At 63.4% G+C, this 13,824-nt stretch carries 10 protein-coding genes; 9 read left to right on the forward strand and 1 reads right to left on the reverse strand.

Features of this window, described 5'->3' with window-relative positions:
* The first annotated feature begins 84 nt into the window (after positions 1 to 84).
* From GXY33_12690 to GXY33_12710, 5 genes are all read left to right on the forward strand, one after another.
* Complete coding sequence (locus tag GXY33_12690) at positions 85 to 618, forward strand: phosphatidylglycerophosphatase A (protein NLX05989.1); 534 nt, start codon at positions 85 to 87, stop codon at positions 616 to 618.
* A gap of 210 nt (positions 619 to 828) precedes the next feature.
* Positions 829 to 1,017 carry a 50S ribosomal protein L32 gene (gene rpmF, locus GXY33_12695; protein ID NLX05990.1) on the forward strand — a complete coding sequence of 63 codons (189 nt, stop codon included), beginning with the start codon at positions 829 to 831 and terminating at the stop codon, positions 1,015 to 1,017.
* Positions 1,018 to 1,019: 2 nt separating this feature from the next.
* Positions 1,020 to 2,039, forward strand: a complete 1,020-nt coding sequence (gene plsX / locus GXY33_12700) for a phosphate acyltransferase PlsX (GenBank protein ID NLX05991.1) — start codon at positions 1,020 to 1,022, stop codon at positions 2,037 to 2,039.
* A gap of 21 nt (positions 2,040 to 2,060) precedes the next feature.
* Positions 2,061 to 3,053, forward strand: a complete 993-nt coding sequence (locus tag GXY33_12705; protein NLX05992.1) for a ketoacyl-ACP synthase III — start codon at positions 2,061 to 2,063, stop codon at positions 3,051 to 3,053.
* A gap of 57 nt (positions 3,054 to 3,110) precedes the next feature.
* Positions 3,111 to 4,910, forward strand: coding sequence for a sodium:proton antiporter (locus GXY33_12710; GenBank protein ID NLX05993.1), 1,800 nt, complete (start codon positions 3,111 to 3,113; stop codon positions 4,908 to 4,910).
* Positions 4,911 to 4,924: 14 nt separating this feature from the next.
* On the opposite strand, the gene GXY33_12715 is transcribed toward GXY33_12710, so the two are convergent.
* Positions 4,925 to 6,748, reverse strand: coding sequence for a hypothetical protein (locus GXY33_12715; protein NLX05994.1), 1,824 nt, complete (start codon positions 6,746 to 6,748; stop codon positions 4,925 to 4,927).
* A 240-nt stretch (positions 6,749 to 6,988) separates the two neighbouring features.
* Here GXY33_12715 and GXY33_12720 point away from each other — a divergent pair, with 240 nt between their 5' ends.
* The 4 genes from GXY33_12720 (at position 6,989) to GXY33_12735 (ending at position 13,280) form a co-directional block, all read left to right on the forward strand.
* The gene (locus tag GXY33_12720) at positions 6,989 to 8,392 is read left to right on the forward strand and encodes a B12-binding domain-containing radical SAM protein (protein NLX05995.1); all 1,404 of its coding nucleotides are present in this window, start codon (positions 6,989 to 6,991) and stop codon (positions 8,390 to 8,392) included.
* Between the two features lie 604 nt (positions 8,393 to 8,996).
* On the forward strand, positions 8,997 to 10,055 hold the full coding sequence (locus GXY33_12725) for a LacI family transcriptional regulator (GenBank protein NLX05996.1): 1,059 nt from the start codon (positions 8,997 to 8,999) through the stop codon (positions 10,053 to 10,055).
* Positions 10,056 to 10,092: 37 nt separating this feature from the next.
* The gene (locus GXY33_12730; protein ID NLX05997.1) at positions 10,093 to 10,782 is read left to right on the forward strand and encodes a type II secretion system protein; all 690 of its coding nucleotides are present in this window, start codon (positions 10,093 to 10,095) and stop codon (positions 10,780 to 10,782) included.
* Between the two features lie 38 nt (positions 10,783 to 10,820).
* Positions 10,821 to 13,280 (forward strand): hypothetical protein, encoded by a 2,460-nt coding sequence (locus tag GXY33_12735; protein NLX05998.1) that lies wholly within the window; start codon positions 10,821 to 10,823, stop codon positions 13,278 to 13,280.
* Positions 13,281 to 13,824: the final 544 nt, after the last annotated feature.

Genomic DNA, 13,824 nt, shown 5'->3' on the forward strand with positions numbered 1-13,824 from the left:
CACCGTCTTGTCCATGATCGCCTATATCTCCCGGTACATCGCGCTGTCGCGGCTCACCCGTGAGGCCACGGGAGACCGCGGCAGATGACAGTTATTAAGAGATTATTAGTAACGGTTTTCGGGCTGGGCCTGATGCCGATCGCCCCGGGGACGTGGGGCTCGTTCGGAGCGGCCCTGATCTTCCTCGCCTACGCCTACCCATTGGGGGCGGACCAAGCGGGCACCGCATGGCTGGTGACCGCCATTCTGGTGATCGCCGGATCGGTCGTCGGAGTGGCCCTCGGCAAATGGGCGGTTCGGCACTTCCTGATGAAGGATCCTTCACCGTTCGTCCTGGACGAAGCGGCGGGAATGTGGCTGGCCCTGCTCTGGATCCCCTACGCCGGACCGCTCTCGCTCATCATTGTGGCTGTATCGCAGTTTTTATTGTTCAGAATAGCTGATATCGTCAAGCCGTTTCCATCCCGCCAGTCCGAGGCACTGCCGTTCGGCTGGGGTATTGTCGTCGACGACCTGTTCGCTGCGGTCTACGCCAACCTGATCGGGCAGGCGATCTTCCGAATTCTGGTCCCCTGGCTGCTTCACGGACCCGGCCAAACGCCGGTAGGGGGGGTATAATAACCGTTGTTGGTTGTCGGCGGTCTGTGGCGCTGGCCCGCCCGGAGCGATGCAAAACGGCGGTTTTTGCTTGACAGCGGTTCACAGCCAATGCGATACTAACGGTTTATCCCTCGGCTTGCCCTCTGAGCCAAGAGGCAAGCCGATTTCGTATCCGCTGACAACCGGCTCGAAATGCGGTTGTCTTTTTTGGTACAGGAGTCTGGTGTCATGTTACCGGCAAGAAAAACGTCGAAGTCGCGAAAACGCCTGCGTCGCAGCCATCACGCGCTGTCCCCGGTGAACCTCTCGACCTGCCCCCAGTGCAGCGCGGCCAAACTGCCGCACGCCGCCTGTGCGGGCTGCGGCTACGTCAATCCCGCCACGAGGATCGAGATCGAGGAATCCGAGGAAGCCTGAAGATGCGGATCGCCATTGATGCCATGGGCGGTGATTACGCCCCCCGGGAGATCGTCGCCGGGGCGGTCGAGGCCCTCGGCGGCCTCGGCTCCGACGATCAACTGGTGTTGATCGGACTGGAAGACCGAATCCGCGAGGAACTCCGCGAACTCGGTTCGCCCGACGATCCCCGCCTCTCGGTGGTGCATGCCAGCCAGGTGATCGAGATGGGCGATCATCCGGTCGAAGCCCTGCGCCAGAAACGCGACAGCTCGATCGCGAAAATGGCCGTCATGGCCGCTGGCGAACAGGTCGACGCCGTCATCAGCGCCGGCAACACCGGGGCCTGTGTGGCCGCCTGTCAGATGAAAATCCGTCCGCTCAAGGGCGTCCAGCGTCCGGGCATCGCGGTGGTCATCCCCTCCTTCGGCGGGCCCATGATCCTCTGCGACGTCGGCGCCAACGTCGCGCCCAAACCGCATCACCTCCACCAGTACGCCCTGATGAGCATCATCTACGCCAAACACCTGCTCGGCGTCGACGGTTCGCCGAAGGTCGCCCTCTTGAGCATCGGCGAAGAGGACGCCAAGGGCAATCCCCTGGTCAAGCAGGCCCGCGACCTGATCAAGGCCGACCCGCGCATCAACTTCGTCGGCTACGTCGAAGGCCGCTCGCTGCTCTCCGGCCAGGCCGGCGTGGTGATCTGCGACGGGTTCGTTGGAAACGTCGCCCTCAAACTCATCGAGGGACTGGCCGATGGCCTGGTGAGCATGCTGACCAAGGACATCAGTTCGGCCGATCCCGCCCTCGCCAAGTCCTTCGAACCCATCCTCAAAAAACTCTGGCAACAGCACGACTACAGCGAATACGGCGGCGCCCCGCTCCTCGGCGTCGACGGAATATGCATCATCTGCCACGGTTCGAGTAACCGCCGCGCCATCCGCAACGCGGTGGCGGTGGCCGCCAAACTCTGCCGCAGCAACATCAATCAGCGGATCGTGGAATTCCTGCAGTCCGAGCCGGCTGCCATCCCGCCCAACTGACCCCAACGTGAGGCACGGACGATGACGTTTCGACAACGCGCCGCCATCATCGGTACGGGAAGCTATTTGCCCGAACGAGTCCTTTCCAACGCCGATTTCGAAAAATTCCTCGACACCAGCGACGAGTGGATCACCACCCGCACCGGAATCAAAGAGCGGCGGATCGCCGCCGACGACGAGTCCACCGTGGACCTGGCGGCCCACGCCGCCCGCGCCGCCATCGAGAACGCCGGCATCCAACCCTCCGATCTCGACCTGATCATCTGCGCCTCGTTCACCCCCGAAATGCCCCTGCCCTCGACCGCGTGCCTCGTCCAGCAGCGACTCGGCGCCGCCGGCTGCGGGGCCTTCGACCTGGCCGCCGCGTGCAGCGGATTCGTCTACGGCCTGAGCATCGCCGCCCAGTTCATCCAGACCGGCGTCTACCGCACCGTCCTGGTTATCGGGGCCGAGACCATGTCGCGCTTCACCGACTATCAGGACCGCGGCAGTTCCATCCTCTTCGGCGACGGGGCCGGCGCCGTCGTGCTCCAGGCGACCGACCAGGCCGACCGCGGAATCCGGTACACCAAAATGGCCGCCGACGGCGACGGCTGGGAACTGCTGTTCATTCCCGCCGGCGGTTCCAAACGCCCCGCCTCCCGCGAAACCGTCGAAAAACGCGAACACTACATCCAGCTTCGCGGCCGCGAAATCTACAAGTTCGCCGTCCAGAAAATGCAGTTCCTCATCCAGGACGCCCTCGAAAACTGCGGGCTGACCGCCGACCAGATCGCCATGATCGTCCCGCACCAGGTCAATCAGCGGATCATCGACTCGGCCTGCGAGCACGTGGGATTTCCCTCCGACAAGGTCTACGTCAACATCGACCGGACCGGCAACACCTCAGCCGCCTCGATCCCGATCGCCTTGGATGAGGCCATGCGCAACGGCAAGATTCGCCGGGGCGATACCATACTAATGGTGGCGTTCGGAGCGGGCCTGACCTGGGCCTCGGCCCTCATCACGATCTAGCCCCGAGCCCGACCGTTCCGGCCGCCCGTCGAACAGGGGGTTCACGTGCAGCACCAGATGGTCTTGATCAGCCTGGTCGGCATCATCGTGGTCGGCGTGTTCGCCCAATACCTGGCGTGGCGCTTCCACCTGCCCTCCATCCTCCTGCTGCTGATTCTCGGCGTGCTCGCCGGACCGGTGGCCGGGCTGATCCATCCGGATGAGCTCTTTGGCGAACTGCTCCTGCCGCTGGTCTCGGTTTCCGTCGCGATCATCCTCTTCGAAGGGGGGCTGAGCCTGCGCATCGCCGAACTCCGCGGGACCGGAACGGTGATATGGTCGCTGGTGAGCCTGGGGGCGCTGGTGACCTGGACGGTCACTGCCGCAGCCGCCTGGTGGCTGCTCGACCTGAGCCCAGCCATCGCGGTGCTGCTGGGGGCGATCCTGGTGGTCACCGGTCCGACCGTCATCATCCCGCTGCTGCGCCACGTCCGGCCCAAGGGCCAGATCGGCTGGATCGCCAAGTGGGAAGGCATCGTCAATGACCCGATCGGGGCCATGCTCGCCGTGCTGGCCTACGAGGCGGTCTCCAACGGGGCGGGCGAGCATCCGATCACCATCGCCGCGGTCAACCTGTCGTGGACGCTGGCGGTCGGAGGGGGGTTGGGCCTGATCGGCGCCGCCCTGATGGTGGTCATGCTCCGCCAGCATCTGCTGCCCGATTTCCTGACCAACCCGATGGCCCTGATGATTGTACTGGCCACGTTCCTGGCCGCCAACCTGCTGCAGGACGAAGCCGGCCTCTTCGAGGTGACGTTCATGGGGGTGCTCCTGGCCAATCAGCGGTTCGTCTCCATCGAAAAGGTGGCCCAGTTCAAGGAGGACCTGCGGGTCCTGCTGATCTCGATCCTCTTTGTCGTGCTGGCCGCCCGGCTGACCTGGACGGATTTCGCCCAGATCGACGGACGGGCGGCGGTGTTCCTGGCCGTACTGATCGTCGTGGCCCGGCCGCTGGCCGTGGCCCTCTCAACCTTCGGCTCACGCCTCAACTGGCGTCAGCGGGTATTCCTGGCCATGCTCGCCCCGCGCGGCATCGTCGCCGCCGCCGTCGCCTCGATCTTCGCCCTCCGCATGGCCCCGGACTATCCCGACGCCGAACGGCTGGCCCCCATCGTCTTCTTCGTCATCGCCGGCACCGTCGCGTTCTACGGCCTCAGCGCCTCCCCGCTGGCCCGGTGGCTGGGAATCGCCCAGCCGGCGCCGCAAGGGGTGCTGATGCTCGGCGCCCACGCGTGGGCCCGCCGGATCGCCCAGGCCCTCAAGAAGGAAAACGTCTTCGTCCTCCTGGTGGACACCAACTGGAGCGAGGTCCACGCCGCCCGGATGGAAGGACTGCCCGCCATCTACGAGAGCGTCTTTGCCGAACGAGTCGCCGCCGAAGCCGAGGCCACCGAGACCGGCCGCCTTCTGGCCCTCAGCTCCAACTCCGAGGTCAACTCGCTGGCCGCCCTGCGATTCACCCGCGCCTTCGGGCGGGCCGAGGTCCATCAACTCATGCCCGAACGCGACCGGAAGGTGGACGTCCAGGAGGCCCTCGAGTTCCACGGCCGCATCCTCTTCGGTCCCGAAGCCACCTATAGCTACCTCACCCGCCGCTTCCGCGCCGGTGCCGTGGTCAAAAAGGTCCGCCTCACCGGCGAATTCCAATATGACGATTTCAAGGACCACTACGGCCAGACCGCGCTGCCGATGTTCCTGATCGATGAGAACGGCCGAATGAGAATCTTCACCCGCGACTCAAGCCCCACGCCCAAATCCGGCGACTCGCTGATCGCCCTGGTCGATCCGGTGGACGAAGAGCCCGCCAAAAACGAGTGACGCATCGACCGATCTCAGCCGACCCGCCGGCCCGCCAGCACCGCCGCACCCCCGATCAGCGCCGCCAACAGCCCAACGCCCGCCGACGTCGCGTTCTCATGATCGCCCAGCACCCCTGCCCGGCTCATCCGCGCCACCTCGACCGGACCCGTCTCCAACTGCTCCGGCCAGATCTCCACCCCCATCTCCGCCAGACCCGCCGTCGACGCCGCCAACTCCACGTTCAGCTTGTCCAGCTCCGTGTTCAACTCCCGCCACGCCGGCCACTTCTCCGTCAACCCGCACAACGCCTGCTGATCGGTCAACAACTGCTCGTACGTCGCAGCCACCTCGCTGCTGCGCCGGTGAAACTCCCCCTGAAGCCGGTTCAACTCCTCCCGCGCCTCCCGCTTGGCCGCCACGCGATAGCGGTCCTCGACCTGCTCGCGAACCTGCTCGTGCCGATGCCGAAGCCGCGCCTGCAGCGAACGGCATAGCCGCGTCAACATCCGCAACTGCACGTTCGCCTCCGGAAACGTCCGGTCGATGTGCCACGTCAACCGCGTCCACGCCTCCGACACCTGCTCGACGTCGTGGGCGATCGCCGAACTCGCCACGTTCCGCACCGTCGCGCCCGACAGCCCGCCCGGCCGACGCGCGTCGGCGCCGCCGCCGCTTCGAAGCCGCTCAAACAACGTCTGAATCTGCCCAGCCAGTTCGCCGCACCGCTGCGTCAACTCCTGCCTCGCCTGCGAAAGGATCGTCTGCGCCCCGTCGTAATCAGCCGTCTGGCCGTCCGCCAGCATCTCCACCAGCTTCTGCTCGTACTGCCGCCACCGCTCCCGGAACCCCACCAGATTCGTCTCCAGCAGCTCCGCCGACAGGTTCAACTCCAGCAGATCGTCAGCCACCTCGCCCGGCAGATCGAGCACCAACTGCTTGCCCACCCGTTCCGACAGGCCCTGCATGTGCTTTTCCAGCCGCGTCAACGCCCCGCCCGCCTCGCTCAACTCCGCCCGAAACCCCGCCAGATACGCCGCGTGCTTGACCCCCAGCATCCGGTAATCGCCCGCGAACAGCTTGTCCGCCATCGCCGTCTGCTGAATCACCGCCGGGTCCACGTTGATCGTCGGATTCTCCATCTCCGCCTCGGCCCGATAGATCGCCTCGCGGATCCCGCCCAAACTCCGATTCAGCTCCGCCGCCCCCGCCAGCGAGCCCTGCAGTTTCTTGCCCAACTCCACGATCGACCGGTCCAGCTCTCCGCCGTCGGCCCGGCCTTCCGCCGCCGCCGCCAGCTTCTCCATCAACTCCTTCTGCCTTGCCTGCAGCGACTGCTGCGCCGTGATCCTATCCCGCTGAGTCTGGTCCGCCGCCGCGATCCGCTGGCCCTTGGCCTTCTGAAACTCGTTGACCGTCGACGCCCCGATCCGCTCCACCAGCTCCCGAGCCGACGACCACGACCCCTCGCGAACCGCCAACCCGATCGTCTGCGACCCGGATGTGGTGATCCGCAGCCGGCCGTCCGAAATCAGATCCGCCAATGCGATCGTCCGCACCGACCCGCCCGCCGGTAGGTCTACCGTCGCCAGGTACATCCGCCCCAGATGACGCATCAGCGCCGCTGACTCCTGCTGTGGGACCACCCCGCTGATCCGGACCTCGCCGCTCGCCTGGAAAAACCGCAGGTTCACCAACGCCAGCTTCGCCACGAACGTCGCCGCCAGCCCCAATCCGACCGCCACCGCCGCCAGCCCCAGCGCCAAACGCCGCCGACCGCCCGGATCGCGGGCCTCCGTCCCCTCCGACTGCTCCAAAATCGGACGCAGACGCAATTGTCCTGCCGGTTGCGAGCCCAATTTCGCCCTCGTGCGGTAACCGCTTGAACCGCTTTGCTTTGCCGTTCGTTAACCAACCAGTATATCACCGCCGGCCGGCCTTGGGAATACCGCACTTCCGTTCGGCCAAACCCGCCCCAACCCACATTTTACCCCCCGATCCGGCGACTTTATCGCGATTTTCCCGCCCGTTCCGGCTATAATCTCCGTTTTGGGCGGAACCGGACGGCCCCGGCCCGCTTCTGGAGGCTAATAGACGCCATGCGTATCGTGCTGGTTAATCCGATATCCCAAAGCGGCCAGGGCTACCACACCATCGGCAGCCGCATCCCGCAACTCGGCCTGCAGGTCCTCGCCCGGTGCACCCCAGCCCCGCACCAGGTCGACATCTACGACGAAATCTTCGGCTCCGACAACACCATCGACGACATCACCTCCGGACGCTACGACCTCGTCGGCATCACCGCCATGACCAGCGGCGCCGCACGAGCCTACCAGATCGCACGCGCCTGCCGCGAGCGGGGCATGACCGTCATCTTCGGCGGCATCCACGCCACCACCTGTCCCGACGAAGCCGCCGAATACTTCGACTCCGTCGTCATCGGCGAAGCCGACGAACTCTGGCCGCAAATCCTCCGCGATTTCGAACAGGGCAACCTCAAGCCCCGATACCAGACCGACAAGTTCCCCGAACTGCACGAAGGCCACGGCGAGGCCCGACAGACCGTCGAACCCGTCAACGGACGCTACGACGTCGCCTCCATCCAGACCTCCCGCGGATGTCCCACCGGCTGCAAGTTCTGCTCCGTCACCCGCGTCAACGGAGCCCGCATCCGACGCCGCACCATCGACTCTATCCTCGACGAGTGGAACGCCATCACCAAGAGCTTCGTCTTCGTCGTCGACGATAACTTCTTCGGCCTCTCCTCCAAGCAGGCCGAGTGGACCAAGCAACTGCTCCGCGAAATCATCAAACGCGGCAAGAAACGCCTCTGGTTCAGCCAGACCACCATCAACATGGGCGACGACGCCGAAGCCCTGCGGCTGGCCTACAAAGCCGGATGCCGCGCCATGCTCGTCGGCCTCGAAAGCTTCGACGAACAGAACCTTTTGGAATATCAAAAACGCCTCGCCAGCCGCTCGCTGGGCCGCTACAAGGAACTGATCGGCAAGTTCCACAAGGCCGGCATCGCCGTCTTCGGAGCCGTCATCGTCGGAGCCGACAACGACGTCCCCGAGTCCATCCGCAACGCCGCCTGCACCGCCATCGACCTGGGCGTCGATATCCTCCAGATCACCAACCTCACCCCGCTGCCCGGCACCGACCTCTACGATGAATTCAAGCAGGAAGGCCGACTCATCGCCGCCGACTATCCCAACGACTGGGACAAGTACACCTTCATCCACACCGTCTTTGAGCCTAAACGCATGACCGCCCGGCAGCTCGACGAGGCCATGTTCCTCTTCCGACGCGCCGCCGCCGAGTGCCCATGGGTCCTGAAGCGCACCATCAAGTCCCTCTTCCGCACCCGTTCCCTGACCACCGCCCTCTTCGTCCACGGCATGAACAAGGGCTTCCTCCGCATGGCCAAACGACAGGTCCAGTTCGACGCCCTCGCCCTCCCGCACCTCACCAAAGTCCCCGTCACCCCGCTCCCAAGCTAGACCGTCCGACCGGGCCACAGCTTCTCAGCACCCCGAGCAAACGTACAAGACCGGCACAAAGCACCCGGACCACGCGCAAACGCCGGCGAGAAGCAAGAAGTCAGAAGAAGCAGAATGCCCCTGGGTGGCGGACCTGGATTTTGCATTTTGCTGCTCGGTATTTTCAGTTTTCATTTTCTGTTCTTTCTCCGCGTCTTCCGCGTGCTCCGTGCCGCAGCCTTCTCGGACCGCTCAGATCGCGAGCCCCCCGTTCCCTCGACCGGAGTGATCCTCCGTAGACGCCCCCCGTCCTTAGCCCGAAGCCACAGAAGCCAAACAACGCCTCGCGATGCCGGCCAGGTAGGCGACGGCTTTGACGCATGTGGCCCCGAAACCGCTGGGACGTGGTCGAAGGCTCTTCGGCTGCGAATCCGCAAACGGCCCTCATCTTTCCGAAACAGTCGGGAGATATAAATGGGTAAAGACCTATCTTCCTGCAAAACCTAAAGTTATGGCTAGAGAGTATTCTCAGGGTCAGATATTGACAGCTATAACGAGTTTGATTATAGTAGAAGAAAATATAACAACTTGTTCTATTGCCACCTAAAAGTATCACAATCGCTCTATGGCAAAGTACGAATACATTGCACGTCTTCTCGAGAACCGGATCCGTCACGGAGACTATCTCCTCAAAGAAGTCCCCTCCGAACGCGAACTGGCCCTGGAAGCCCAGGTCAGCCACATGACCGCCCGAAAGGCCATCCTCCATCTGGTCGACAAGGGTCTGCTCGTCCGCCGGCCCAACAGGCGGCTGGCCGTCCGACGCGACCGGGGCAACGCCAGGAAGCAGGTCCAGATCGCCCTGCTCTCCTCGCCCTATCCCAACCCGTACCTCGAACTCTGGCACCTGTGGCTCAACGAAATGGCCCGAGAGCGAGAGTGCTTCGTCCGCGTCATCGGATACTGCCACTGGGACGACGCCGTCATCCTCGACACCATTGAGGGTTTCGACGGAACCTTCCTGCTGCCGTTGTCCGACCAGATCCCCCTGTCCCTGATCCGGCGCATCAAGCAGGCCGGCCGGCCCGTGGTCATTCTCGGCCAGGACACGTCCGAACATGGTATCCCTTCCCTGCGGATCACCTCTCCGTCGATGGTCCAGAAGCTCCTGGACCACCTCGGCGGCCTGGGTCATCGGCACGTCGACTGCCTCAACACCCAGCCGCCCGACCAGGTCATCCGCGCGAGAATTGACCAGTGGCAGCTCTGGCTCGCCGCCCACGGCGGAACCGGAACGCTCTTCGACGAACCCGTCCGAGTCTACCACTCGCCGATACGCGGAGCCTGCGAGACGGTCAGACGCCTGCTGGACGCCGGCGAACTCAAACCGAACGCCGCTCTCTTCTGTGTCACCACCAGCGCCGCCCTGGGTGCCTTGCGGGCCATCTACGAAAAGGGCCTCAAAGCCGGAAAAGACATCTCCGTGTGCTCCGCTGAGGACGGAGCGGATGTCGCTCCGTACCTGACGCCGGCCCTGACGTGCCTGCGCGACCGCGACCCCAAGCCGTACCTGGGCGTCTGCGTCGACTGGATCCTGAGGGGAGGGGAGAACTGGGTCGGTCCACTGGCCGTTCAGCCGGCTGACGCAATGGTCTTCGAAGGCGAAACCACTGGACGGCGTTGACGACAACGGCTGTTTGCGGATAGCCAAAGGACAAAGCATGCGAAAAATCGACGCCTTTACCCTCATCGAGTTGCTGGTCGTCGTGGCCATCATCGCGGTACTGATCGCCATGCTGCTCCCGGCCCTGGCCAGCGCCCGCGAACAGGCCCAACGCGTCGCCTGCCAGTCGAATCTCATGCAGCTCGGCGCCTTCTTCAGCCTTTTCGCACAAGACAACAACGACCAGGTCGCCGCCTATCGGATAACCGCCTCCGGAGCCCAATGGTATGATTTCCTGGGCGGAGCGTACGAAGCGGAAATCGGGCGTTCCGCCAATACCCGGTCCAAGATACTGCTGTGTCCAGCCAACCCCGTGGCGGTCGTGGAAGGGCCGATGAACGTGCCGTTGACCAACTACGCGCAAGGCGACACCCTGGCCCAGGGCTTCTATGTGACCAGGCTCGGAACCGGTCCGGGGTATCCGGAATGGGGTCCGCCGTACACGTTCTCCGCCTTCAGGCAGCCGAGCCGCAAGATCATCCTCTCGGAAATGAGCGAGCATGCGTGGTACGCGTTTCAGATCATCCGAGCCTGGACGACGGGCCTGACGGCCTATCAGGCCGAGATCGCCGCCCTTCATGCGATGGGTGCCGATTCCCTCTTCGCCGATCTGCACGTCCAGTGGCTGCCCCAGGTTGATCTGGTCGATCCGGCCAACCTCGGTCGATTCTGTCCCGATTGGGAATAGTACATGCCGTCTGACTTCGTTCAAGCGATGGGAGACCTATGAAACCGACCCTCTGCGCCTTGATCGCCTCCGTTGTTCTGGGCTCCGCCGGTATCAGCTTGGCCCAAAGCGAGCCGCCGCGGTTCATCGTCGGGGCCAAAATCCATTTCACGCACGGCCAGGCGCCGATGCCCGAACTGCTGAGCCTGATGAAGCAGTGCGGCCTCAATTCGCTCTATGAAGACATTTATTGGGTCGCGGTCGAACAGAAAAAGGGCGAATATCAGATGCCCTATGAAAAGATGATAGACGAAACGGTCGCCGCGGGCGTTGAGCCGGTCGTTGTCCTGGGGTACTGGAATCAATATTACAACGGAGGCGGTTCGCCCGTGACCGACGAATCGCGCGAAGGCTTCGCCAAATACTGCGAATACGTCGTGGGCCACTTCAAGGGTCGCATTCGTCACTATGAAGTCTGGAACGAGTGGGGCGCGTATCTGGGCGGGTTTTCGCCCGAAGTTCCGCGAGTCGGCCAGTCGATCGAAAACTACGTCAAGCTGATCAAATACGTCTACCCCCGCATCAAAGCCGTGGACCCGGACGCCGTCGTCCAGGGCGGCTGGATGATCGACGGGTATTTCGATGAGCTGATCGAACGCGGCGGTCTGGAGTACCTCGACGCCGTGTCGATCCACGCCTATCCTCACAACGCCGGCGCTCAACGCTATTCCCCCGAAGGCTGGATCGAGTGGATCAAGCTCGCCGACGCCAAACTGGCCAAGGCCAGCCCGAACAGGAAGATCCCGTTCTACATCACCGAAACCTGCTGGCCGACCCACGTCCTCGCCGACGGCACGCCGCCGGACAAGGTCCTGCCCTACATCGCCCGGATGTACCTGCTCGGCCGAACCGTACCGAGACTCGCGGGCATCTACTGGTACGACTTTCAGAATGACGTCGGATACACCCCGGACAATGCGGACGCCCACTGGGGCCTGATCGACCAGGACTTCATGCCCAAACCCGCCTGGTTCGGCCTGCGCGACGTCGCGGACCTCGTCGCGACCGGAGAATTCCTCGGCCGGGTCGAAACCAACGATCCGAACGCGTACGTCCTGAAGTTCAAACGCAGGGACGGCAAGGACGTCCTGGCCGTCTGGAGCAGCACGTCCGACGATCTTCGCCGCGTCGTTCTGAAAACCACGCAGGCGAATCCCGCGCCGCTTGAGTTCCAGAAGGTCGGCCATGCGCCGATCACCCGCGCCTGGGGTTCATTTGCCCGACACGACGGCGAACCGTTCATCGCCGACCAGCTCTTTGCCACCGTCGGCGAAACGCCCTGGCTGATCGTCGGCGACCTGTCGAACGTCCGCGTTCTGCCCGAGGTCAAGGTCCACCCGATGCCCGAGTCCAAACGCCCCACGAGCACGCGGATCCATCTGCCCAGGCAGATGGCCTTCGCCTCGCCCGTATCCGTCAAACCCCATGAAATCCACTTCAACCAGCAGGATGCGATGGCCGTCCGCGAACTCGATACCTTCGCCACGGTCGACGGCTGGGGCGTCCTGGGTCAGAATAATGGCCCTCAAACAGCCATTCGGCACGTCGCCCGACCGTCGGTCACCAAAGACGGCGCCGCGGAACTCCTTTTTGATTTCAAAGGCGTAAAGAACCAGATCAACGACTGCTCCTATGTCAAACGCATCGAACTGCCTGCCGACGCCCGCAAGCTCAGCTTCCGCATGTGCGGCGACGGTTCTGGACACATGGTCTGGGTGCGCCTGATCGATAAGACCGGCGAACTGTTCGCCTGGTGCGTCACCGGCGTGCCCGGAAAACAGTGGATCACCGTCACCCTCGATCTGGCCAATCGCAAACCCGACAGCCACTGGGACGGCAACGCCGACGGCAAATTCGATTTCCCGCTCTCTTTCCACTCGATTTCCATCGAGAATAACGATCGAACCAAACCCGCCCGTGGCGAGGCGTGTCTCGACGAACTCGTCGTCGAACGATCCATCCGTCCCGACAAAGTCGGACCGTCGTTTACGGTCGCGTGGGACACCGACAGTATCTATCTGACGGCTAAGGTTCCTGATGAGGCACATTTTCAAAACTTCGAGGACGCCGCCCTCTGGAAAGGCGATTCGCTCCAGGTGGCCCTCCAGACCTTGCTGCTCGGCGGCCCGATGCCGCGACAGTTCACCGAACTGACCGCGGCGCTCACCGCGTCCGGCCCCAAGCTCTTCCGGCAGGGCAGCCAGATCGGCGAGAAAATAGGACTGATCGAAAACGCTCAACTGACCATCGACCGGCGGGACAATGTGACCGGTTACAGCCTCGTATTGCCGGTCAAGTCGCTCGGCCTGACGCGTCTCGAGCCGGGCATGGCGATGGCGTTCTCTCTGCTCGTCAACAAGAACGACGGCCAGGACCGCTCCTACGTCGAGTGGGGCAGCGGCATCGCCAACTCCAAAGACCCCATGCTCTTCAACTGGCTGGTCACCTGTCCATACTAAAGACTGCGAGAGCCGGCATCGTGTATCACACGCCTCAGCGGAGGGTCTTCGCTGCGAGGCCGACTCCGCTTCGGCGCGAGCAGGCATCGACGACGCCCGATGGTCGGCGCCACCGTGGCCTGAAACGACCCTTGCCGCCGCCCCAAACCAGGACTCAAACTGCGCTCCAGCCGGACGTCGCCCGGTTCCCGTCGCCCCAAACCGCCTCGCGCATCTTCAAAAGACGAACATCGCAAGAAGCTCCTCCCTCTTACCTCTTGATTTCCTATCGCCAAGGAGGCATACTATGCTCATTGGAGTGATATATCGCATGATATAGCGGCTTCTTTGCCGGGAATGACTATACATTTGTGCGCAAAAGTGTATTCGCTTCAATAGTAATTAACATAATATAAACCCAACCCCGACGGACTGAAAGCACTCCTATGTCTATTCTCAAGCCAACCGCGGAAGAAAGCTCCCTCTGTGCGCAATGGGTTCGAAAGGTGTTCTCAATGCCCGCACCCACCGAGGCGGAGCGATTCGGGCAACTGAAAGTGCTCCG

It is taken from the genome of Phycisphaerae bacterium, assembly GCA_012729815.1.
In the GTDB taxonomy this organism is placed as follows: Bacteria; Planctomycetota; Phycisphaerae; order JAAYCJ01; family JAAYCJ01; genus JAAYCJ01.